Annotated in this window: 16 protein-coding genes and 1 tRNA gene; 15 read left to right on the top strand and 2 right to left on the bottom strand. The window is 69.9% G+C overall.

Features of this window, described 5'->3' with window-relative positions; genetic code table 11:
* Positions 1 to 2,003 precede the first annotated feature (2,003 nt).
* The 10 genes from dnaA (at position 2,004) to GNZ18_RS14875 (ending at position 17,439) form a co-directional block, all read left to right on the top strand.
* Positions 2,004 to 4,109, top strand: a complete 2,106-nt coding sequence (gene dnaA / locus GNZ18_RS14920) for a chromosomal replication initiator protein DnaA (protein WP_156217098.1) — start codon at positions 2,004 to 2,006, stop codon at positions 4,107 to 4,109.
* Positions 4,110 to 4,842: 733 nt separating this feature from the next.
* Positions 4,843 to 5,985, top strand: a complete 1,143-nt coding sequence (gene dnaN, locus GNZ18_RS14915; RefSeq protein ID WP_156217097.1) for a DNA polymerase III subunit beta — start codon at positions 4,843 to 4,845, stop codon at positions 5,983 to 5,985.
* 93 nt (positions 5,986 to 6,078) lie between these two features.
* Complete coding sequence (gnd, locus tag GNZ18_RS14910; RefSeq protein ID WP_156217096.1) at positions 6,079 to 6,999, top strand: phosphogluconate dehydrogenase (NAD(+)-dependent, decarboxylating); 921 nt, start codon at positions 6,079 to 6,081, stop codon at positions 6,997 to 6,999.
* 227 nt (positions 7,000 to 7,226) lie between these two features.
* Positions 7,227 to 8,351 (top strand): DNA replication/repair protein RecF, encoded by a 1,125-nt coding sequence (gene recF, locus GNZ18_RS14905; RefSeq protein WP_214615699.1) that lies wholly within the window; start codon positions 7,227 to 7,229, stop codon positions 8,349 to 8,351.
* A 251-nt stretch (positions 8,352 to 8,602) separates the two neighbouring features.
* The gene (locus GNZ18_RS14900; protein WP_246249879.1) at positions 8,603 to 9,049 is read left to right on the top strand and encodes a DciA family protein; all 447 of its coding nucleotides are present in this window, start codon (positions 8,603 to 8,605) and stop codon (positions 9,047 to 9,049) included.
* A 676-nt stretch (positions 9,050 to 9,725) separates the two neighbouring features.
* A complete protein-coding gene (gyrB, locus tag GNZ18_RS14895) occupies positions 9,726 to 11,675 on the top strand; it encodes a DNA topoisomerase (ATP-hydrolyzing) subunit B (RefSeq protein WP_156217094.1) in 1,950 nt (649 codons plus the stop codon).
* Positions 11,676 to 11,932: 257 nt separating this feature from the next.
* Positions 11,933 to 14,443, top strand: coding sequence for a DNA gyrase subunit A (gyrA, locus tag GNZ18_RS14890; protein WP_214615700.1), 2,511 nt, complete (start codon positions 11,933 to 11,935; stop codon positions 14,441 to 14,443).
* 42 nt (positions 14,444 to 14,485) lie between these two features.
* A complete protein-coding gene (locus GNZ18_RS43670; RefSeq protein WP_312874534.1) occupies positions 14,486 to 15,445 on the top strand; it encodes a DUF3566 domain-containing protein in 960 nt (319 codons plus the stop codon).
* A gap of 155 nt (positions 15,446 to 15,600) precedes the next feature.
* Positions 15,601 to 15,677 (top strand) — tRNA-Ile (locus tag GNZ18_RS14880).
* Between the two features lie 607 nt (positions 15,678 to 16,284).
* On the top strand, positions 16,285 to 17,439 hold the full coding sequence (locus tag GNZ18_RS14875) for a phosphatidylinositol-specific phospholipase C1-like protein (RefSeq protein ID WP_312874533.1): 1,155 nt from the start codon (positions 16,285 to 16,287) through the stop codon (positions 17,437 to 17,439).
* Here GNZ18_RS14875 and GNZ18_RS14870 read toward each other — a convergent pair.
* Positions 17,436 to 18,251 carry an SAM-dependent methyltransferase gene (locus tag GNZ18_RS14870; protein ID WP_312874532.1) on the bottom strand — a complete coding sequence of 272 codons (816 nt, stop codon included), beginning with the start codon at positions 18,249 to 18,251 and terminating at the stop codon, positions 17,436 to 17,438. The genes GNZ18_RS14875 and GNZ18_RS14870 overlap by 4 nt on opposite strands.
* Positions 18,252 to 18,834: 583 nt before the next feature.
* On the opposite strand from GNZ18_RS14870, the gene GNZ18_RS14865 reads away from it, so the two are divergent.
* From GNZ18_RS14865 to GNZ18_RS14855, 3 genes are all read left to right on the top strand, one after another.
* Complete coding sequence (locus tag GNZ18_RS14865) at positions 18,835 to 19,548, top strand: bleomycin resistance protein (RefSeq protein WP_216651297.1); 714 nt, start codon at positions 18,835 to 18,837, stop codon at positions 19,546 to 19,548.
* A gap of 110 nt (positions 19,549 to 19,658) precedes the next feature.
* Positions 19,659 to 20,201, top strand: coding sequence for an NAD(P)H-dependent oxidoreductase (locus GNZ18_RS14860; RefSeq protein WP_156217092.1), 543 nt, complete (start codon positions 19,659 to 19,661; stop codon positions 20,199 to 20,201).
* A 15-nt stretch (positions 20,202 to 20,216) separates the two neighbouring features.
* A complete protein-coding gene (locus tag GNZ18_RS14855) occupies positions 20,217 to 20,822 on the top strand; it encodes a short chain dehydrogenase (protein WP_156217091.1) in 606 nt (201 codons plus the stop codon).
* A 35-nt stretch (positions 20,823 to 20,857) separates the two neighbouring features.
* On the opposite strand, the gene GNZ18_RS14850 is transcribed toward GNZ18_RS14855, so the two are convergent.
* Positions 20,858 to 21,427, bottom strand: a complete 570-nt coding sequence (locus tag GNZ18_RS14850; RefSeq protein ID WP_216651295.1) for a helix-turn-helix domain-containing protein — start codon at positions 21,425 to 21,427, stop codon at positions 20,858 to 20,860.
* A 106-nt stretch (positions 21,428 to 21,533) separates the two neighbouring features.
* On the opposite strand from GNZ18_RS14850, the gene GNZ18_RS14845 reads away from it, so the two are divergent.
* Positions 21,534 to 22,184, top strand: a complete 651-nt coding sequence (locus GNZ18_RS14845; protein WP_216651294.1) for an AzlC family ABC transporter permease — start codon at positions 21,534 to 21,536, stop codon at positions 22,182 to 22,184.
* A 133-nt stretch (positions 22,185 to 22,317) separates the two neighbouring features.
* A complete protein-coding gene (locus tag GNZ18_RS41205) occupies positions 22,318 to 22,503 on the top strand; it encodes a hypothetical protein (RefSeq protein WP_216651292.1) in 186 nt (61 codons plus the stop codon).
* Positions 22,504 to 22,543 lie beyond the last annotated feature (40 nt).

The raw sequence follows: 22,543 nt of genomic DNA, 5'->3' as shown, positions 1-22,543 counted from the left end.
GGCGTCGCCCGGCCCTGGCTCTCCACTCCGTCATCAGTCGCGGCGGCCGACGACCTCGTCGCGCTGCACGACCCACCTGGCCGTATCGGGGCCCACCCCCGTCGCCCGCACCGCGCCATCACCACTACAACGCCCGCAGGCCCCCGCCAGGCCCCCGCCAGGCCCCCGCCAGGCCCCCGCCAGGTCCCCGCCAGGTCCATGCGAGGTCCATGCGGCATTCTCCCGCCGCTGTCAGTAGCTGCTGGCCGAGGACATCACCTGATCACCCGATGCTCGTCGCTACTAGCCCGTCTGGCGGACCTGCCTTACCGCGCCAGCTCTCTCCCTGCCCCATCCGGCGCGACCCGCCTGACCGCACCAGAGCTCCCGCTGCCCCGTCCGGCGGACGTGCCTTACCGCGCCAGAGCTCCCGCCGCCCCGTCCGGCGCGACCCGCCTGACCGCGCCGGAGTTTCCCCCCGGTCTGGGGCGCGTCCTGCCTGACCGCGCAGAGCTTCACTGCCCCGTCTGGAGCGCGTCCTGCCTGACCGCGCAGAGCTTCACTGCCCCGTCTGGAGCGCGTCCTGCCTGGCCGTGTCGGAGCTTCCGTCGCCTCTTCCGGGACGCGTCCTGTCTGGCGCGTCAGGGCTCCCGGCGACCCGTCCCTGCCTCGGCGTCGCCCGTCGACCACGGCTGGTCGTGTCGCCTCGCCGTCGCATCCTGTCTCGCGCCCGTCGCACCAGCCACCGCGCCGCCGGTGGTCGGCCACCCGGGCCCGCTCGTCGCCTCGTCGCCCGCGACGGCGAGTCGTCTTGCTGCCAGCCGGCGGGGACGCGGCGGCGCGTGGCGGAATCCTGCTGCGAAACGGCGCGTCCTCGCCCCCGTGGCCGTCGTTCACAGTGCTGGACGGCTGCCGATAGTTCAGCACCGCACCCGCCATTTGGCGCCGCCACCACCGGGAATCGCCCTGCGGTTGCCCCGACTTCGTGGGCCGCGCGACCTCCGTAGTCGTTGCTAGATGTCGCCGCCGTCACGCGTGCCGCCGCCCCCTGCCACGGTTCTCCGCGCCGCCGTCCGTGTTCAGCACCGACGACTTATGCGGCTAGCGGCGTTTCGCCCCGCCTTTCGCCCGCCTCACCGCGTGATGCCGTCGCCTCCGGCTGCCATCGGTCGCTGCTTGTCGGCCGCTGGCCCGGCATTCCGCTGTCGCTGCCGTTGGTCACTGCTGGCTCTGTGGATTGCGCTCGGTCGCTGCGCTACCTCTCCTGGCGTCCTCTAGGCCATGGCGACCGCCTCATCGGGGCCGCCGACATCTGCTGCTCGTCGCTAGCGACTCGTGTCGTCTTCTGCATCGTTGGCGAGCGCGTCGTGATGGTCCGGGCGCCGTGTCGCGTCGTGTGGCGCTGGGCGCCCCTGCCGCTGTAACGATCGCCTTGGGACGCCGCGCCGCCTGCCTGCGTCGCCCTCGGGGTCGCCTGCTGGCGTTCTGGCCTCGTCATTGGGGGACGGCTCGTCGGCCCCTCAGCACGCCGTTCGTCCCCAACGCTGGTGTGGTCGGGTCTGTCGTGATTCTGTGTTGGGGGAGCGCTGGTTGGTGGGGGTGTCTGGGGTTGTTCGTCGAACCTCGATGCGGTGGTGGGGTGTGGGTGGCTGGGGGTGGTCGTGTTGCGGACGGCGGCGGGCAGCGTTAGGGTCTCCCGGGCGAGCCGACGCTCCTGATGAAGGATCCGAAGGTCGGCGTTCGTCCACCACTCCGCTTCAGACACCCCCCAGATTCGCTCCTCTTCATTGGCCGTTCAGTCGGCTGGGGAGCGCCCCCGTTCTCATCTGTCCGGGCCCGCGTCGCGGGCTTTTACACAGGGCGCCCCATGTTCATGCACAGCATGTGGACAACTCTGTGGACAACTCGTGAGAGAGTAAGTCTTCCGCGTCGCGGCCGGGCCCAACGAGGCGGGCCGCATCCCGTGGGAGAGCTGGGCAGTCAGGTACTCCGTTCGGCGGAGTTGTGGGGAGGGGACCTTGCGCATGGACGGTCAGGATCTCGGATCGGTCTGGGCCCGCACCCTCACCGCACTGGCTGAGAGCGACCTGTCTCCCAGCTACCGAGCATGGCTGCCGATGGTCCGGCCCCTGGCCCTTGTGGAAGGGACGGCGCTCCTCGCCGCGCCCAACGAATTCGCCAAGGACGCCCTGGAAACACGGCTGCGCAACCTGATCACCCAGGCGCTTTCGCATGAGCTCGGCAGGGAGATCCGTGTCGCGGTGACCGTCCAGCCGGAACCGCCCGGGGGAGGCGGGGCCGAGCCTCTGGCGGCGCCGGTCCACGACTCCGCATATGGCGAACGTCCCCACGACGAGCACGACCGGGACCGCTCCTACACAGAGCCCTCCTACGGAGAGCAGCGTCCCTATCCGGAGCAGCCTTACAGGCCCCAGTCAGGAGTTACCCACAACCCCGGGGGCCCCGGTGGATATCCACAGGGGGACGAGGACCGTGGATGGCCGCAACGGGACGCCGAGCATGGCGGTGCCTATCCGCCCGCGCCTCGTCCGCCCGCGTATGGAGGACGAGGCGCCCCCTACGACGGACGCGGCGGCCAGGGCTACCCGAGCGGTCGCGGACGCCCCCCTGGTGGTTCGGAGGGGTACGGCCCGGAGAACTACGGCACCGGGCCGGAAACGTACAGCGGCGAGCCTCCCGGACGGCCACCGCATGCGCCGTCCCACCTGAACGACCGGACGCTCGGCCCGCTCCGTCCAGGCAGAGCTGAACCGCAGGGGCCGGAGAACCAGCACGGCGTTGGCGAGCCCCCACTGGGGCATCCCGAGGACCCGTACCAGAGCAAAGGGCCCTCGGACCAGTACAGGTCGGAGAAGCAGTACCGCTCAGAGGACCAGTACAGGGCGGACGAGCCCTACCGCGGTGAGGCCGGCTTCCGGGACGAGGAGCCCCCCGAAACGCGCGGCCCTGGCACCGGTACCGGTGGCGGTGTTCCCAGCGCCAGCCCCGTGCAGAGCGGCCCCGGTATCCCTGCGGGCGCCCCCGGCGGCCCCGGGGCGTCGAGCGACACGAGTTCCTCCGGGGCGTCCGAGCATGCGCGCCTCAACCCGAAGTACACGTTCGAGACGTTCGTCATCGGCTCCTCGAACCGGTTCGCGCACGCGGCGGCCGTCGCGGTCGCCGAGCAGCCCGCCAAGGCCTACAACCCGCTGTTCATCTACGGCGACTCCGGTCTCGGCAAGACGCACCTTCTCCACGCGATCGGGCATTACGCGCAGAGCCTCTTCAATGGCGCGCGTGTCCGCTATGTGAGCTCCGAGGAGTTCACGAACGACTTCATCAACTCGATCCGCGACGGCAAGGCGGACGGTTTCCGGCGCCGCTACCGAGACGTGGACATCCTTCTCGTCGACGACATCCAGTTCCTTGAGGGCAAGGAGCAGACGCAGGAGGAGTTCTTCCACACCTTCAACACGCTCCACAACGCGAGCAAGCAGATCGTGATCTCCAGTGACCGTCCGCCCAAGGAGCTGGTGACGTTGGAGGACCGACTTCGCAACCGCTTCGAGTGGGGGCTGACGACCGACGTGCAGCCGCCCGAGCTGGAGACGCGGATCGCGATCCTGCAGAAGAAGGCGCGCCAGGAGGGCCTGGCCGCGCCGCCCGACGTGCTGGAGTTCATCGCCTCCCAGATCGCGACGAACATCCGCGAGCTGGAGGGCGCGCTGATCCGGGTGACGGCGTTCGCGAGCCTGAACCGTCAGTCGGTGGACATGAAGCTGGCGGAGATCGTCCTGAAGGACCTCATCCCCAACGACTCGGGTCCGGAGATCACCGCGGCGATGATCATGGCGCAGACGGTCGAGTACTTCGGGACGACGATCGAGGACCTCTGCGGGCCGTCGCGCTCGCGGATGCTCGTGACCGCGCGGCAGATCGCGATGTACCTGTGCAGGGAGCTGACGGAGCTGTCGCTCCCCAAGATCGGCCAGCAGTTCGGCGGACGCGACCACACGACGGTCATGCACGCCGAGCGCAAGATCCGGTCGCTGATGGCCGAGCGCCGCGCCATCTACAACCAGGTCACCGAGCTGACGGGGCGCATCAAGCACCAGGCCCGCAAGCGCTGATCAACACCCTGTGGACAACGCTCCGGCACGCCATCGGAGATCATCGGAGGCTTGTGGACGGCGCGTGAACGCCCGCTCCCCGGTTGTGGAAAGCTCGCAGGTGCACGCGGCGGCCGTGACAGGGCCGGTGGGGGCCGGGTCCGCCCGTCCCGAAGCAGGAGGAAATACCGGAAAACGCGACAGACCACGGGGATCGCAATTCACAGCCTGGGGAAAACCCTGGGGATCTCCGTGGATAAGCCAGGGGAAAACCTGCGGACAACCTGAGGACGACTCGTGGATGGATTGTGGACCGGCTGGGGACGGCCGCCCGGCATCATGGGGACGAACTCGTGGACAGCCTGGGGACTTCCTGGGGACGGCCTGGGGACGACCACGGCGATCACCCGCCATTGTCACCGGAGGCCGCGTCGCACCGGGAGAACCTGCGGAGAACTCGTGGACAACCGGGGGAAGACATGGGGATGACGTGTGGGGACGGATCCGTCGTCCTCAGGCGCCGTCGCGTCGTCCACGGGTCATGCACAGCCCCGGTGGATGAGGATTCGCACTCTCACCTGGGACGATGCGTGATATCCACACTATCCACGGCCCCTATGACTAGTACTGCACTACTTCTCTACTCAAGAAAAGATCCATCTCAAGTCAGGGCCTGGGGACAACGTGCCCCGGGTGCGCCGACCGAGATCTCTCCACCTCACCCTTGTCCGAAACCTGCAGGAGGCGGGTCCCCTTGAAGTTCCGCATCGACAGAGACGCCCTCGCCGACGCCGTCGCCTGGACCGCGCGCACGCTCCCGGTCCGTCCCCCCGTCCCGGTCCTGGCGGGCATGCACATCGTGGCCGGGGGTGAGGGCAACAGCGACCGGTTGAAGCTCTCCGCGTTCGACTACGAGGTCTCCGCGCAGGTCTCCACGGAGATCGACGTGGAGGAGGCGGGGACCGCCCTGGTGTCGGGGCGCCTGCTCGCCGAGATCTCCCGCAGCCTTCCTCCCCACCCTGTGGAGGTGACGACGGACGGGGCGAAGGTGATGCTCCGCTGCGGCAGTGCGAAGTTCACACTTCTCACCATGCCTGTGGAGGACTACCCGACCCTGCCGGAGATGCCTCCGGCGGCGGGCGCCGTGGGCAGCGACGAGTTCGCGGCCGCCGTCGCCCAGGTCGCCATCGCGGCGGGCAAGGACGACACCATCCCCATGCTCACCGGTGTCCGTGTGGAGATCGAGGGGGAGACCGTCACGCTCGCCTCCACCGACCGCTACCGGCTTGCCGTCCGCGAACTGCACTGGAAGCCGGAGCGCCCGGACTTCTCCGCCGTCGCGCTCGTCCCGGCCAAGACCCTCGCCGACACCGCCAAGTCGCTGACGGCCGGTGCGGAGGTCTCGATCGCGCTCGCCGGGACGGGCGGCGCCGGCGAGGGCATGATCGGCTTCGAGGGCGGCGGCCGCCGCACGACCTCGCGGCTGCTGGACGGCGACTTCGTCAAGTACCGGTCGCTGCTGCCGAGCGAGTACGCGGGGCTCGCCGAGATCCAGACGGGCCCGTTCATCGAGGCCGTCAAGCGCGTGTCCCTCGTCGCCGAGCGGAACACCCCCGTGCGGCTCTCATTCAGCCAGGGAGAGGTCGTCCTGGAGGCCGGGACCGGGGACGAGGCCCAGGCCGTCGAGGCGCTTGAGGCGACGCTGGAGGGCGAGGACATCGACATCGCCTTCAACCCGCAGTTCCTGCTCGACGGGCTCTCGGCGATCGGCTCGGACGTCGCCAGGCTCTCCTTCACCACCCCGACCAAGCCCGCCGTCCTCACCGGCAAGCCGCCGCAGGACGGCGAGAACCCGAACTACCGTTATCTGATCATGCCTGTGCGGTTGTCTGGGTAAGGCCCGATCCTGGGGCAATACCCGGGAACGACCGATCCGCAGGGGAACCGCCCCCGCGGAACCCGCGCAGCACGTACGTACAGGGGAGTGAGCATGGAGCTTGGGATCATCGGCCTGGGCAAGATGGGCGGCAACATGGCCGAGCGACTGCGCCGGGGCGGCCACACCGTCGTCGGCTACGACCGCGATCCCGGCGTCAGCGATGTCGGCTCGGTGGAGGAGCTCGTCGAGCGGCTGTCGCCCCCGCGCGCCGTCTGGGTGATGGTGCCCGCGGGCAAACCCACCCACGACACCATCGAGAAGCTGGGGGAGATCCTCCAGCAGGGCGACGTCGTCGTGGACGGCGGCAACTCCCACTACGTGGACGACCAGAAGCACGGCGAGGAGCTCGCCGCCAAGGGCATCGGCTTCGTGGACTGCGGTGTCAGCGGCGGCGTGTGGGGGCTGGAGAACGGCTACGCCCTCATGGTCGGCGGCGACGAGGACAACGTGAAGCGGCTCATGCCGGTCTTCGAGACCCTCAAGCCCGAGGGGGAGTTCGGGTTCGTCCACTCCGGCAAGGTCGGCGCCGGGCACTTCGTCAAGATGGTCCACAACGGCATCGAGTACGCGATGATGCAGGCCTTCGGCGAGGGCTACGAGCTGATCGAGGCCAGCGACATCGTCACCGACGTGCCCGCGACCTTCCACAGCTGGCAGGAGGGCACGGTCATCCGGTCCTGGCTGCTGGACCTGCTGAACCGCGCGCTCGCCGGTGATCCCGAGCTCGACGACATCCGCGGGTACGCCAACGACTCCGGCGAGGGCCGCTGGACGGTCCAGGCCGCCGTCGACCACGCCGTCCCGCTGCCGGCGATCACCGCGTCGCTCTTCGCCCGCTTCGCCTCCCGGCAGGACGACTCGCCCGCGATGCGGGTGGTCGCCGCCCTCCGCAACCAGTTCGGCGGCCACGCGGTCGAGTCCGCCAAGGGCGCCGACTCCCCCGGTGCCGACGTGACCCCGCCTCCGGTCTGACCCACTCCGGCCCGGGTCGGCCGGTCACCGGTCGACCCGACCCGCCCCTTCGGCGCCTCGCCCGGCCGGACGGAGCGACACCGCGGGCAAGTTATCCACAGGCGTGGATTTCTCGGCCGGACGCCGCCCATCCGCCGGACAATGGGTGCCGTGGCCGACGCGGCGGCCGGGAGCGGGCGGAGGTGAAGGGGCCATGTGGTGGACGGGAGGCTCTACGCTCGTGTCCCGTGCACGTGGCCCACCTCTCGCTCCAGGACTTCCGCTCGTACGCGACCGCCGAGGTCTCGATCGAGCCGGGGGTCACGGCCTTCGTGGGGCCCAACGGGCAGGGGAAGACGAACCTGGTCGAGGCCATCGGGTACGTCGCCACGCACGGCAGCCACCGGGCGTCGACCGACGCGCCGCTGGTCCGGCAGGGCGCGCCCCGGGCGATCGTCCGCGCCGGTGTGGTGAAGGACGACCGCAAGGCGCTGATCGAGCTGGAGATCAACCCGGGGAAGGCGAACCGGGCCCGGCTCAACCGGTCCCCCATCCCGAGACCCCGCGAGATCCTGGGGATGCTGCGCACCGTCCTGTTCGCGCCCGAGGACCTGGCCCTGGTCAAAGGCGATCCGGGGGAGCGCCGGCGGTTCATGGACGAACTGCTGACGCTGCGCGCCCCGCGCTTCGCCGGCGTCCGCGCCGACTACGACCGCGTCCTCAAGCAGCGCAACGCCCTGTTGAAGTCGGCGGCCGCCCACCGCCGCTCCCCCGGCCCCGAGGTCCTCGCCACGCTGGACGTCTGGGACTCGCACCTCGCGCGGACGGGCTCCGAACTGCTGGCCGCGCGGCTGGATCTCGTGGCGGCGCTCCGTCCCCTCGTCGCGCGCGCGTACGAGGCCCTGGCACCGGCGAGCGGCGCGGCGGACCTGCGCTACAAGAGCTCGTTGGGCGAGGAGGAGTTGTCCACAGACCGTGGACAACTCGCCGAGCGGATGCTCGCCGTGGTCGCGGACTCCCGCAAACAGGAGCTGGAGCGCGGCGTCAGCCTGGTCGGCCCGCACCGGGACGAACTCGTCCTGCGGCTGGGGGAGCTGCCCGCGCGCGGCTACGCCAGCCACGGCGAGTCGTGGTCGTTCGCCCTCGGCCTCCGGCTGGCCGCGTTCGACCTGCTCCGCGCGGACGGCGACGACCCCGTCCTGATCCTGGACGACGTGTTCGCCGAGCTGGACGTCGGCCGCCGCAGCCGCCTGGCCGAGATGGTCGCCCCGGCCGAGCAGGTCCTGATCACGGCCGCCGTTCCGGCGGACGTCCCGTCCGAACTGACGGGAGGCTCGTATACCGTCTCGGACGGCCAGGTCGTTCGTGAGTGATCCACACCGGTGAGGAGAGTGTCATGCCGGACGATCCACAGGATGTGCACAACTCCCCCGAACCCGTGAACCCGCGAACTCCCCCAGCGAACTCCGGCGACCTCCCCCGGTCGGCGCCGACCCCGCCGTCCTCAGGCCCGGGAAGCGGTTCAGAGTCCGGCGCCCGTGCGGAGTCCGGCGCCCGTGCGGAGTCTGCGGACTCGCCGAAGTCTGCGGACTCGCCGGGGGCCTCGGGCAAGTCGGGGATCGAGTTGGCCAGGGAGGCGCTCGCCCAGGCGAAGGCGGACGCGCTCAAGCGCGGCACCCTCCCCGGCCAGGGGAACAAGCGCAAGAACACCAAGCTGGTCCGTGTCCGCGAACCGGGCCGGGGGGGCGACCCCAAGCAGTTCGGCACCGCGATCCGCGAGCTGCTGGCCTCGCGCGGGTGGGAGCAGCGGGCCGCCGTCGGCGGGGTCTTCGGAAACTGGGCCGGGATCGTCGGCCCCGATCTGGCGGAGCACACCCGTCCGGATCACTTCGAGGAGGGCGTCCTCACCATCGCGGCCGATTCCACGACGTGGGCGACCCAGCTGCGCCTGCTGTCCTCCACACTCGTCCGGCGCCTGAACGAGGAGCTCGGCCACGGCACCGTCCGCCGCGTCAAAGTGGTGGGCCCCTCTTCCGGCCCGCGCAGAACCGGCGCCTGGCGTGTCCGCTGACCGCTGTCCACAACCATCCCCACAACCCCCGAAGGCGGGTACACGCCGGCCGTAGTCACTGAGCGGATGTGGCCTTAGCCACGATGCGCGCGCTCAGCTATCCACACCCTGTGGCCGGGCATGTGTGCCCGCGTGCACCAGGCCGCTCGACGCGCCCGGCGCCAGTCGCCCCAGCAGACGGGGGATCAGGTGTCGCGAGCACGGCCCCGGCGGGGCTGAAGGCGCGCCTCGCGGGGGCCGAGCGCGAAGCGGCGGCGGCCCGGCGCACGGGCACCGCAGACGAGCGGCCTGCCGGGCGGGCTCGTCCGGGCCGGGTAGAAAGGTAGGTAGCTCGCTGTGACCGAATGTCGGTGGCGGGTGAGAACATCTGTTCGGGACATCAGGCGACGAGTTCAGCAGCGAGCGCGCCGTAGGCCAGAGAACCCCCCTAGGGCTATGGGGGGATGCAGCTCCAGGCCCACCAAGCCGCCACACGCGCACACAGCGCTCGTGAGTGCCACTTTTCGCCGCGTGACCCGGTAGACTGGGTTCGGGTTCAGGATGCTGCGCCGCCATGGGTCGCCCAGGGCTCTACCGACACGTACAGAGCACAAGGGCGCCCCATGTGTGTTACGGGGCACACCGCGCTCCCTCCCGGGCGTGGGGGCGGCCGACATCCCCGGCAGGAGGATCTCCTTTGGCGTACGACGCTAGTTCGATCACTGTCCTTGAGGGCCTTGAGGCGGTTCGCAAACGCCCGGGCATGTACATCGGGTCGACCGGTGAGCGTGGTCTGCACCACCTTGTCTACGAGATCGTGGACAACGCGGTGGACGAGGCCCTGGCCGGCTACGCCGACGACATCGTGGTGACACTGATGGCGGACGGCGGTGTCAGCGTGCTCGACAACGGGCGCGGCATCCCGGTCGGCGAGCACCCGGTGGAGAAACGCCCGGCCATCGAGTTGGTGCTGACGACGCTGCACGCGGGCGGCAAGTTCGACGGCAAGTCCTACGCCGTCTCCGGCGGCCTGCACGGTGTCGGGTCGGCGGTCGTGAACGCGCTGTCCAGCCGGCTTGAGGCCGAGGTCAAGGTCGACGGCCACGTGTGGCGCCAGTCCTATACCTGGCAGGGGCCCGAGACGGAGCTGCGCAAGGGTGAGGAGACCAGCGAGACCGGTACCCGCATCACCTTCTGGCCCGACCCGGAGATCTTCGAGACCACCGAGTGGAACTTCGAGACGCTCTCCCGCCGCATGCAGGAGATGGCGTTCCTGAACCGCGGGCTGAGCATCACGCTGGAGGACGAGCGCCCCGAGCACAGCGACGGTGAGGGCGAGGGTGCCCCTCATGTGGTCAAGTACCACTACGAGGGCGGCATCGAGGACTTCGTCCGCTACATCAACGCGCGCAAGGACGCCGCCCACGAGTCGGTGGTCTACTTCAGCGACGACACCGAGGGCATGTCGGTGGAGATCGCGATGCAGTGGAACTCGTCCTACGCCGAGTCCGTCCACACGTTCGCGAACACGATCAACACGGCCGAGGGCGGCACCCACGAGGAGGGGTTCCGCGCGGCGCTGACCACGATCGTCAACCGGTACGCCCGCGACAAGGGGCTGCTGCGCGACAAGGACGACAACCTCACCGGCGAGGACGTCCGCGAGGGCCTCACCGCGATCATCTCCATCAAGCTGGCCGACCCGCAGTTCGAGGGCCAGACCAAGACCAAGCTGGGCAACACCGAGGCCAAGTCGTTCGTGCAGAAGGCGTGCAACGAGCACCTGCGCGACTGGTTCGAGGAGAACCCGGGCGAGGCCAAGGAGATCATCAACAAGGCGTCCCAGGCGGCGCGGGCGCGGGTGGCGGCGCGGCAGGCGCGCGACCTGACCCGGCGCAAGAGCCTGCTGGAGTCGACGTCGCTGCCCGGCAAGCTGTCGGACTGCCAGTCCACCGACCCGTCGCGGTCGGAGCTGTACATCGTCGAGGGCGACTCGGCGGGCGGCTCGGCCAAGGGCGGCCGCAACCCGCACTTCCAGGCGATCCTGCCGATCCGCGGCAAGATCCTGAACGTGGAGAAGGCCAGGATCGACAAGATCCTGAAGAACAACGAGGTGCAGGCGATCATCACCGCCCTCGGCACCGGCGTGCACGACGAGTTCGACATCTCCCGCCTGCGCTACCACAAGATCATCCTGATGTCGGACGCGGACGTCGACGGCCACCACATCAACACGCTGCTGCTGACCCTGCTGTTCAGGTTCATGAAGCCGCTGATCGAGGCCGGCCACGTGTACCTGTCCCAGCCGCCGCTCTACAAGATCAAGTGGGATGCCCGGGGCTCGGACGCCGACTACGCCTACTCCGACTCGGAGCGGGACGCGATCATCGAGGCCGGTGTCGCCGCGGGCAAGCGCGACCCCCGTCCCCGCGACCTCGTCCAGCGCTTCAAGGGCCTCGGCGAGATGAACGCCAACGAGCTGTGGGACACCACGATGGACCCCGACAACCGGGTCCTGCTCCAGGTGCAGCTCGACGACGCCGCCCAGGCGGACGAACTGTTCAGTGTGCTCATGGGCGAGGAGGTCGAGCCCCGGAGGGAGTTCATCCAGCGCAACGCCAAGGACGTGCGCTTCCTCGACATCTGAGGTACGCGGCCCAGGAGCCGGCCCAGGCGGCGCCCCGATCAGGTGAGGCGACGACCCGGCGGCTCCGGCGGCCACCCGGCGCGACCGGTCCCGGCGCGGCCCCGGCCCGAGCGGGCCGGCGCGATCCGTCCGGCCGGCACGGCTCCCGTTACCCGCCTACCGCCGGCCATCGGCCGAGGGGCCCGAGACCGTGAGCGGCGTCCGGGCCGCCGCGCGGCGACGTACTTCCATCCCACCAAGCAGAAGAGGTCTTGAGAGTGACGGACGTGACCACAGAGGGTGGACACCCAGGCGAGCGGATCGAACCGGTCGACATCCAGGTCGAGATGCAGAAGAGCTATCTCGACTACGCGATGTCGGTCATCGTCGCGCGGGCCCTGCCCGAGGTGCGGGACGGGCTGAAGCCGGTCCACCGCCGCGTCCTGTACGCGATGTACGACGGCGGCTACCGGCCCGACCGCGGCTACTTCAAGTGCGCGCGCGTCGTCGGCGACGTCATGGGCAACTACCACCCGCACGGCGACTCCGCCATCTACGACGCCCTGGTCCGCCTGGCGCAGCCGTGGTCGATGCGCTACCCGCTGGTGGACGGCAACGGGAACTTCGGTTCGCGCGGCAACGACCCGGCGGCGGCCATGCGGTACACCGAGTGCCGCATGGCGCCCCTCGCGATGGAGCTGCTGCGCGACATCGACAAGGAGACCGTCGACTTCTCCCCCAACTACGACGGCCGCTCGCAAGAGCCCGACGTCATGCCGTCGCGGTACCCCAACCTGCTGGTGAACGGCTCGGCCGGCATCGCCGTCGGCATGGCCACCAACATCCCGCCGCACAACCTGCGCGAGGTCGCCGAGGGCGTCCAGTGGTTCCTGGCGAACTACGGCGCCTCCGACGAGGAACTGCTCGAAGCGCTGATCGAGCGGGTCAAGGGCCCCGACTTCCCGACCGCCGGCCTCATCGTCGGCCGCAAGGGCATCGAGGAGGCGTACCGGACGGGCCGCGGCTCGATCACGATGCGGGCCGTGGTCGAGGTCGAGGAGATCCAGGGCCGCACCTGCCTCGTCGTCACCGAGCTTCCCTACCAGGTCAACCCCGACAACCTCGCGCTCAAGATCGCCGAGCTGGTCAAGGACGGCAAGCTCGACGGCGTCGCCGACGTCCGCGACGAGACGTCCGGGCGCACCGGGCAGCGCCTGGTCATCGTCCTCAAGCGGGACGCGGTCGCCAAGGTCGTCCTGAACAACCTGTACAAGCACACCCAGCTCCAAGAGACGTTCGGCGCGAACATGCTCGCGCTGGTGGACGGGGTGCCGCGCACGCTGCGCATCGACCAGTTCGTCCGGTACTGGGTCGCGCACCAGATCGAGGTGATCGTCCGTCGCACCCGGTTCCTGCTCCGCAAGGCCGAGGAGCGCGCCCATATCCTGCGCGCCCTCCTCAAGGCGCTGGACCGCATCGACGAGGTCATCGCGCTGATCCGCCGCTCGCCGTCCGCCCAGGAGGCGCAGCGGGGCCTGATCGGCCTGCTGGAGATCGACGAGATCCAGGCGCAGGCCATCCTCGACATGCAGCTGCGCAAGCTCGCCGCCCTTGAGCGCCAGCAGATCATGGACGAGTACGACAAGCTGATGGCGGAGATCGCCGACTACAACGACATCCTCGCCTCGCCCGAGCGGCAGCGCCGGATCGTCGGCGAGGAGCTCGCGCCCATCGTCGAGAAGTACGGCGACGAGCGGCGCACCGAGATCATTCCCTTCGACGGGGACGTGTCCTACGAGGACCTCATCGCCGAAGAGGACGTCGTCGTCACGATCACCCGCGGCGGCTACGCCAAGCGCACCAAGACCGACCTGTACCGGGCGCAGCGGCGCGGCGGCAAGGGCATCCGCGGCGCGCAGCTCAAGCAGGACGACATCGTCGACCAGTTCTTCGTCACGACGACGCACCACTGGATCCTGTTCTTCACCAACAAGGGCCGCGTCTACCGCGCCAAGGCCTACGAGCTGCCCGACGCCGGCCGCGACTCGCGCGGCCAGCACGTCGCGAACCTGCTGGCCTTCCAGCCGGACGAGCACATCGCCCAGGTCATGGACCTGCGCGACTACCAGGTCGCGCCCTACCTCGTGCTCGCCACCAAGCGCGGCCGCGTCAAGAAGACCGCGCTGGGCGACTTCGACTCGCCGCGCACCGGCGGGATCATCGCGATCAACCTGGTCGACGACGACGAGGTCATCGCGGCGCGGCTGGTCTCCTCCGAGGACGACCTGCTGATGGTCTCCACCGGCGCGCAGGCGATCCGGTTCCGCGCCGACGACGACTCGCTCCGCCCGATGGGCCGCGCGACGTCCGGCGTCATCGGCATGCGGTTCGAGGAGGACCAGGAAGTCCTCAACATGCTTGTTGTGCAGGACTCGTCCCAGGATGTCCTGATCGCGACCGAGGGCGGGTACGCCAAGCGCACGCCGGCGGACCAGTACCCTCGCCAGGGTCGTGGGGGCAAGGGCGTTCTCACCGCTAAGATCGTTCAAACGCGCGGCAGGCTGGTCGGGGCACTGATGGTCGGTCACGACGACGAGGTGTTCGCGATGACGTCCAACGGGGGCGTGATCCGCACCACCGCGGCGGAGATCAAGCAGTCCGGCAGGCAGACCATGGGCGTTCGCCTGATGAACCTCGCCGACGGGGACAGCGTGGTCGCCATCGCGAGGAACGTAGAGTCCATGGTGGACGCAGAGGACGCCGACGGCGAGGGGGGCGACGGTGAGTGATGCGCCCGGCCTCGTCACCGAGCCGCTAGGCCAGGAGGACACGTGAGCACGGAGCCCGGCAAGAGCAAGGGCGGATCCGGCGCGGACGCGGGTGGCGAGGCCCCCGCCAAGCGCCCCGGCGGCAAGTCAGGCAAGACCGTCGCCGCCGCCTCCGCCAAGCCCGGCCGGGACGAGGCGACCGTCGAGATCACGTCCGCGGACGAGACCAGGGCCGACCTCGCCCACATCGAGGACGAGTCCGAGAAGTCGGAGGCGTCCGAGGGCGACACGCCGGAGATCGCTCCGATCAAGGACACCACCGAGCCTCCCGCGTCCGACGACCGCCCGGCCACGTCGTCCTCCTCGGACAAGCCGAGCGACCCGGCGCGGTCGTCCTCCCCGTCCTCGGGTTCCAAGAGCTCCTCGGGGTGGTCGAAGCCGGCCGAGTCCCCGGGGTCGGGGACTCGGCCGAGGAAGCCCTTCGGACGCCGCGACACGCCGTCGTCCAACTCGTCGGGCTCCGGGGGCACGTCCAGCTCTCCGAAGTCCTCGGGCGGCTTCGCCGGGACCGTCCTGAAGGACCGGCCCGCGCCCGCCGCCCCGGCGGTGGCCCCGTCCTCTGCCAAGCCCGCGGTGAACGCCAAACCGGCGCGCAAGGCGCAGCTCCAGCTGGCCCGGCTCGAACCGTGGTCGGTGATGAAGTTCAGCTTCGTGATGTCGGTGGTCTGCTTCGTCGTCCTGCTGGTCGCCGTCACCGTCCTGTACACGATCCTCGCCGGGCTCGGCGTGTTCGACGCCATCAGCGACACGATCAACAGCCTCACCAAGCAGCAGGGCGAGACCACCGGCGGCGTCGATGCCGGGAGCTGGTTCTCCTTCTTCCGCGTCTTCGGCTACACGGTCCTCGTCGGGGCGCTGAACGTCCTGCTCATCACCGCCCTCTCGACGGTCGGCTCCGTCATCTACAACCTCGCCGCCGATCTCGTGGGCGGCGTGGAGGTCACCCTCAAGGAAGCCGAGTAGCCCGCCCCGCGGGCCTCCTGACCGCCGCCCCGACAACGCCCGAGGACGCCATGCTGACCAGTGGATCCGCGCGCCGCCGCCACCGGCTAATCGATTTCCGGTTGCCGCGCCGGATGGGGTAACCTCTCGTTGCGCCGCAAGGGCGGCGGCAGTACGGGCCTATAGCTCAGTCGGTTAGAGCGCATCCCTGATAAGGATGAGGCCGGTGGTTCAAGTCCACCTAGGCCCACCATCGCGAAAGGCCCCCGCCGGTACGTCGGCGGGGGCCTTTCGCGTGTCCGGATACGCGAGCCGTCCAGCGGCCTCGCCGCGACGGCTCGGCCTGCTCGGTGGCCGTACGCCGTGCCAGGGCCACCCTGCCCGCCCTGGCGGCGTTCTAGGGCGCTCTGGGCCGACGGGGGCTCCGCTGAAGACGTCCGTCCAGGTGGCGGCGTCGTTGCCAGCGAAGATCCCGGGTTTCTGCGACCCTTCACATGATCCCCGCACCCTGTGGATGACCGGCGCACCTGGGGACGGCCCTGCGGACGGTGTGGGGATACCGCTTTCCCCAGGGCCTTCCGATTGTTTATCCACAGGCTGTGGATTATTGCGGACAAGGTTCAGGCCCCGCCTTCTGACCAGCATTGACAAGCGTTCCCGCTGGCGAACGCGATCTGGTCGAACAGTGGACAACCGGTGGACGGCGCGGATCCACACCTGGGGACGAAAGTTATCCACAGGCTTTGGACGGCGGCTGTTCGGCAGCGGTTCATGAGCGGGGTCGCGCGCGGACAGCTGGCGATCATGGAAGGCGATCACGCTCCAGGCGTCCCTGACATGCGTTTATCCAGGAGGAACAGGTGCGACGCCACCTTCTCGCCCTCGCCACGCTCTCCACCGCCGTGACCGCCCTCGCGGGCACGCTCGCCGCCGCCTACCCCGCCCAGGCCACGGGCCATGGCGACAAAGGACCGGTGCGGCTCAACCAGATACAGATGATCGCCACGCACAACAGCTACCACCGCGAGCTGACCAGTGCGGAGAAGGCCGTCCAAGCCAAACGGGACTCGGGGTGGTGGAACCTTGAGTACTCCCACGCGGCGTTGCCCGCGCAGTTCTCCGCGCAGCGTGTTCGCAGTATCGAGCTGGACATATTTCCCGATCCCGAGGGCGGCCTCTACACCAAGCCGATCGTGCGGAGGGAGGCCGGCCTGGGCGAGATCGACAACCCCGACATGAAGAAGCCCGGTTTCAAGGTGCTGCACTGGGCCGACCACGACTACGGCTCGTCCTGCGTCTCGCTGACCAACTGCCTGAAGCAGGCCCGCACGTGGTCGGAGGCGAACCGGGGGCACGTGCCGATCCCGATCCTGCTGGAGTTCAAGTCCACCGACCCCGCGATGGAGAAGCTCGGCGGACCGCGCAGCCCGCGCTGGGACGGCCCGCTCATGGACAGGCTCGACGCGGAGATCCGAGCCGCGATCGGCGACGACAAGATCATCAAGCCGGACGACCTGCGGCGGCCCGGACTGACGCTGGAGCAGTCCGTCCTGAAGTACGGGTGGCCGTCGGTGTCGAAGTCGCGCGGCAAGTTCCTGTTCCTGATGGACAACAAGGGCGCGGACGTCCAGGCGCCCTACCTCGCGGGCCACCCCAACCTGGAGGGGCGGGTCATCTTCACCGACGCGGCGCCGGGGCGTCCCGACGCCGCGTTCGTCGAGCAGAACGAGCCGGAGGGCGCGGGGCAGGCGCAGATCCGCGACCTCGTCCGGCGCGGATACCTCGTGCGGACCCGCGCGGACGTCCCGTTCGACCAGGCCCGCTCGGGCAGCACCGCCCGGCTCGACGCGGCGCTCGCGAGCGGCGCGCAGATCGTCAGCACCGACTTCCCGGTGGTCGGCCTGGCGGCCCGGCACGGCAGCGACTACGTGGCCCAGCTACCGGGAGCGGACCCGGCGCGCTGCAACCCGGTGAACGCGCCGCGCTCCTGCCGCAAGACGCACCTGGAGCGCTAGGACGCGCCGAGCCGTCCCACGGCCCCGAAGAGGGACGTCGTCTCCGGAGATCCGTCATCGGACGGATGCCACTGCCAGGGACGGACCAGCCCGGGGCTCACGAGGTCGTAGCCGCCGAAGAGGGCGCGGATCTCGCCTTCGCCGCGGAAGACGAGCGGTGAGGTCGCGCCCTCGAAGGCCGCCTCCCAGGCGCGCTGCTCCTCGGCCGGGGTCCCGTCACTCGTCAGATGGGAGATCGCCACGTAGGAGCCGGGCGCGGAGCGCGCACGGAAGGCCGAGACGATGCCGGCCGGGTCCTCCTCGCGCGTGATGAAGTGGAAGACCGCCACGAACAGCACGGCGACGGGACGGCCGAAATCGATCAGGTCGCGCGTGTCCTCGTGGTCGAGGATCGACTCGGGATCGCGCATGTCGGCGGTCACGATCCGCGTCTGCTTGTTGGCCAGCAGAGCCCGGCCGTGGACGGCGACGATCGGGTCGTAGTCGACATAGACGACCCGCGCGTCCGGATCGGCCTCCTGCGCTATCTGGTGCGTATTACGCATGGTGGGCAGGCCGGACCCGATATCGAGGAACTGGCGGATACCGCATTCCGCTGCCAGATATCGGACGGCCCGTCCGAGAAAGCGGCGGTTCTCCAATGCGGTGTTGCGCACGGACGCCTCGCCGATGCCCTCGTACAGGACGGCGTTGGCGCGGCGGTCGACCTCGTAGTGGTCCTTTCCATGCAGCGCCTCGTCGTACATACGCGCCGGTGTGGGCACGCCCAGGGGTATGCCCGGGGGCTGCCCGTCGGCGCCGTCCGTCTTCACGTCATGCTCCTCAGGGAAGAGCCCACCCGCATGGGTGGGAGCCCGCCAAGGCGGGCAGGAGTGAACGAACCGCCCGGAAGGGATCCTGGATCGTTTCCGCGCCGGGTGGCGATAAGACCAGATGATCTTGTCCGGACGGCACCGAGTGGGTGGACGGCGGTCGTCCGGCGTGAGATCTCACGGTTTTCCACAGTCTGTGGATGGGGTGAGACCCTGCGGTAAACCCCACCATGAATGTGCGGTCCACCGCGATGTCCCGCGGGGTGCTGAAGTGGTGGGATCGGACGCATGGAATTCCTCGCGTGCGGCTTGGGAACGGCGGAGATCGTCTTAGCGGCGCTCGCCGCCACGATCTTGATCGCGGGCAAGGCGCCTGTCCCATCGTCCCGTCCGAGGGCGTCTGCGCGGCTGAACGACGCGGCCCCTTGGGCGCGGCCTCTTGGGCGCGACACCGGCCGCGACCCCGGACGCTCGCCCGGCCCGAGGCTGGATCACGGAGGGCGCTCGTCGTCCAGCGGGCGCCGGGGGGGCGATTATCTAATCAAACTTGACCAGAGGCGGGCGGTGAACCTACCTTCGGGCCATGGGCGAGACGACGATCCCGATCTTTCCGTGCCGGTCGATCGACATGACCTGGGAGTTCTATCGAGCGCTCGGGTTCGAGCGGGTGTCCTGGCAGACCCGGCCCAACCCCTATCTCGCGATTCGCAGGGGCGGCATGGAGTTGCAGTTCTACGGCTGGAAGCGCCACGACCCGGCCACCTCCATGCACATGTGCTATGTCCTCACCGCCGATGTCGATCCGCTGTACGAGGCGTTCCGCGACGGTCTGAAAGAAGCCCTGGGACGCGTGCCGACGCGCGGCCTCCCCAGGCTGGGCGTTCTGAAGAACATGTCCTACGGGGTCCGCCAGTTCCTCCTCACCGACCCCGACGGCATCCAACTCCGCATCGGCCAGCCGATCTCGGGCGAATCGGAAGCCATCCCCAAGGAGACGGTCGCCAGAACGCTCCACATGGCGGCGCTCCTGGGCGACTCGAAGGAGGACCACCGGGCGGCCGCGAGAATCCTCGACCACCTGCTCGCCTCGGACGAACCGCTCACCCCGTCCGAACGTGTGAAGGCCCTGGTCCTGCGTGCGGACATGGCCCTTCACCTCGAAGAATGGGCACGGGCCCGCGAACTCGCGAGCGAAGCCCGCTCGCACCCGCTCCCCGCGCCCGACCGCGCCGTCCTCCATGACGAGTTCCGCCGCCTGGACGACCTGGAAGCCGCCCTCCCGCCACGTCATCCCTAGAGCTCAGACCCCTGTTCCGGGTCGGCGCTTGACTAGACAGATCTGTCTGTCTAGTCTCATGGTCGTCGGAAGCAGACAGACCTGTCTGTCTCCACTAGGGAGTATCGACCATGACGCGCACGCTCGTCCTCCTCGCCCACCCCGACCTCGACACCTCGCGGGTCAACACGGCTCTGGCGGCCGGTATCCGCGACCTGCCGGACGTCACCGTCCACGACCTCTACGCCGCCTACCCGGACCTGAACATCGACGTCGCCCGAGAGCAGCGCCTCCTCATGGAGCACGACCGCGTCGTCCTGCAGTTCCCGTTCTACTGGTACTCGGCGCCGCCGCTGCTGAAGAAGTGGCTGGACGAGGTGTTCGAGCACGGCTGGGCCTACGGCTCCAAGGGGAAGGCCCTCCACGGCAAGAGCCTGCGGATCGCCACGACGGTCGGTGGCGGCGAGGCGCTCTACCGTCCCGGCGGCCTCAACCGGTTCCCGGTGACCGACCTGCTGCGGCCGTTCGACGCCACGGCGAACCTCACCGGCATGGACTACGAGGAGCCGTTCATCGTCCACGGCGCCTCGTCCTTCGGCGACGGTGAACTCGCCGACCACGTGCGAAGCTACCGCGAACTGCTGCTCGACCGAGTCCTGCAGCCCGCGGCCTGAACGGGAGAGACAGAGATGAAGATCCTTCTGATCGGCGCCACCGGCACCCTCGGCTCCGAGGTCGCGACCGCGCTGGAGAAGAGCGGCCACGAGATCGTCCGCGCGTCACGGCGGGGCCCGGTACGCGTCGACATGGACGATCACGCTTCCATCGACGCGCTCTTCGAGACCGTCCACGACCTGGACGCCGTGGTGTGCTGCGCGGCCAGCGGCTCCCTCACCCGGCTCGACTCCGACGACGACATCACCGCCGGGCTCCAGGGCAAGCTCCTCGGCCAGATCCACCTGCTCCGACGCGCCATGCGCCACCTGCGGGACGGCGGCTCGGTGACGCTCACCGGCGGCGTCTTCGACCGTCTGATCCCGGGCGCCTCCTTCACCGCGGTGGTCAACACCGGGCTGGAGGCGTTCGTCGAGGCCGCGGCGATCGAGATGCCCCGCGACCTGCGGGTGAACATCGTCAGCCCCGGCTGGGTCGCCGAGACCCTCGCGAGCATGGGCCCCGAGGTCAGGAAGAGCCTCGATCTGGAGGGCACGCGGGGCACCCTGGCCGCCGACGTCGCCCGCGCCTATGTCGAAGCCGTCGAAGGCGGCGCACAGGGCCAGGCCTTCCGCCCGTAACGACCGCGAACGAACGACGCCATCCCGTCCGCCGCTCACACGTGCTCGGAGACCAGCACCGCCCAGGTACCGGGCTCCAGCGCACGGAACACATGGGGCAGATCGGCCGGATAGGTGATGAAGTCGCCCGGCCGCAGCTCCACGGGGTCGTCGGCGAGCCCGACCAGCGCGCGCCCGGCGCTGAGCACGACATGCTCCACGACGCCGGGCATATGCGGGTCCGACGTGCGCTGGTGCCCCGGCTCGGCGGCGACCCGGTAGATGTCGCGGCGCGCTCCGGGCGGGCACGCCCCCAGCAGCGTCGCCTGGTAGTCGGCCTGGTCGGAGGAGACAGCGGGGCCCTCGCCGGCCCTGATCACCTGGACCGCGGGCCGGGGCGGGTCCAGCAGCCGCGAGAACGGCGTGTCCAGCGCGACGCAGAGCGCCCAGAGCGTCTCCAGGCTGGGGTTGCCGGTCCCCGACTCCAGCTGGCTCAGCGTGGACTTCGCGATTCCGGCGCGCTGCGCGACCTCGGTCAGCGTCAGGCCCGCGCGCGTGCGCTCCCTGCGCAGCGAGGCGGCGATGACCGCCAGCGGCGGCTTGCCCGTGGCGGCGGTGTCTTCCATCGGGATGTTCGCTCCAGCGGTCGGTCGTTCGCCTTGACGAACGCGGCGTCCGGCGTTCATTATGCCTTGCATGTGTTCGATATGGAGAACACTACAGCGCGGGACGTTGCGTGACATCGCGCTCGTGTGTCTGGCGGTCGGCGTCATCGGCCTGTCCTATGGGGCGGTCGCGGTCGCGGGCGGCCTCCCGCTGTGGGTTCCGGTGCTGCTGGGCCTGCTCGTCGCCGCCGCGTCCTCGGAGTTCCTGTTCGTCGGGGTGATCGCCGCGGGTGGCAGTCCGATCGCGGCCGTGCTGGCCGGGCTGCTGGTCAACGCCCGGCATCTGCCCTTCGGGCTGGCGCTGCCCGACGTGCTCGGCCACGGCCGGCGGCGGATCCTCGGCACGCATCTGATGAACGACGAGACGGTCGTCTTCGCGCTCGCGCAGCCGGACCTGCCCCGCAAGCGCGCGGCGTACTGGCTGTGCGGGCTCGGCATCCTGGCCTGCTGGCCGGTCGGGGCGCTGCTCGGCGGGCTGGCCGGGACCGTCATCGAGGACACCGACGCGCTCGGCCTGGACGCCATGTTCCCGGCGGTGATCCTGGCGCTGGTCCTACCGGCGCTCCGGGACGGCGAGACCCGGAGCGCCGCCTTGGCCGGCTCCGCCCTGGCCCTGGCCACCGCCCCGTTCCTGCCCGTCGGGTTGCCGGTGCTGCTGGGCCTGTCCGGGCTGGTCCTGGCCGTGGGACGGAAGCGGGAGACAGAGGTGATCCGGTGACCGGCACCCCCATGCTGATCGGCGCGATGCTCACGCTCGCCGCCGGAACGTACGCCTTCCGGCTCGCGGGGCCGGCGCTCCGCTCAAGGGTCGACCTCCCACCGGCCATGGAAAGCCTGATGGGCGGGCCGCCGTGGTCCTGCTCACCGCGCTCGTCTGCACCACCGCGCTGTTGGAGGCCCACGAGTGGGCGGGCACCGCCCGTCCCGCGGGCGTGCTGGTCGGCGGCGTGATGGCGTGGCGCAAGGCCCCGTTCCTCGTGGTGGTCCTGGGAGCGGCGGGGAGCACGGCCCTGCTACGGCTGCTCGGCGTGCCCTGAGTCGGGCCGCCGCCTGACCATACGGACCGGTCTGTCTGTA

Source organism: Actinomadura litoris (genome assembly GCF_009733595.1).
GTDB classification, from domain to species: Bacteria; Actinomycetota; Actinomycetes; order Streptosporangiales; family Streptosporangiaceae; genus Spirillospora; species Spirillospora litoris.
The sequence above is the reverse complement of the archived record's forward strand: the minus strand, read 5'-3'. Positions and strand labels throughout refer to the sequence as shown.

Coding starts and splice junctions, on each gene's coding strand:
- dnaA (WP_156217098.1), top strand. CDS start 2,004: ATGGACGGTCAGGATCTCGGATCGGTCTGGGCCCGCACCCTCACCGCA.
- gnd (WP_156217096.1), top strand. CDS start 6,079: ATGGAGCTTGGGATCATCGGCCTGGGCAAGATGGGCGGCAACATGGCC.
- GNZ18_RS14865 (WP_216651297.1), top strand. CDS start 18,835: ATGGGCGAGACGACGATCCCGATCTTTCCGTGCCGGTCGATCGACATG.
- GNZ18_RS14860 (WP_156217092.1), top strand. CDS start 19,659: ATGACGCGCACGCTCGTCCTCCTCGCCCACCCCGACCTCGACACCTCG.
- GNZ18_RS14855 (WP_156217091.1), top strand. CDS start 20,217: ATGAAGATCCTTCTGATCGGCGCCACCGGCACCCTCGGCTCCGAGGTC.
- GNZ18_RS14850 (WP_216651295.1), bottom strand. CDS start 21,427: ATGGAAGACACCGCCGCCACGGGCAAGCCGCCGCTGGCGGTCATCGCC.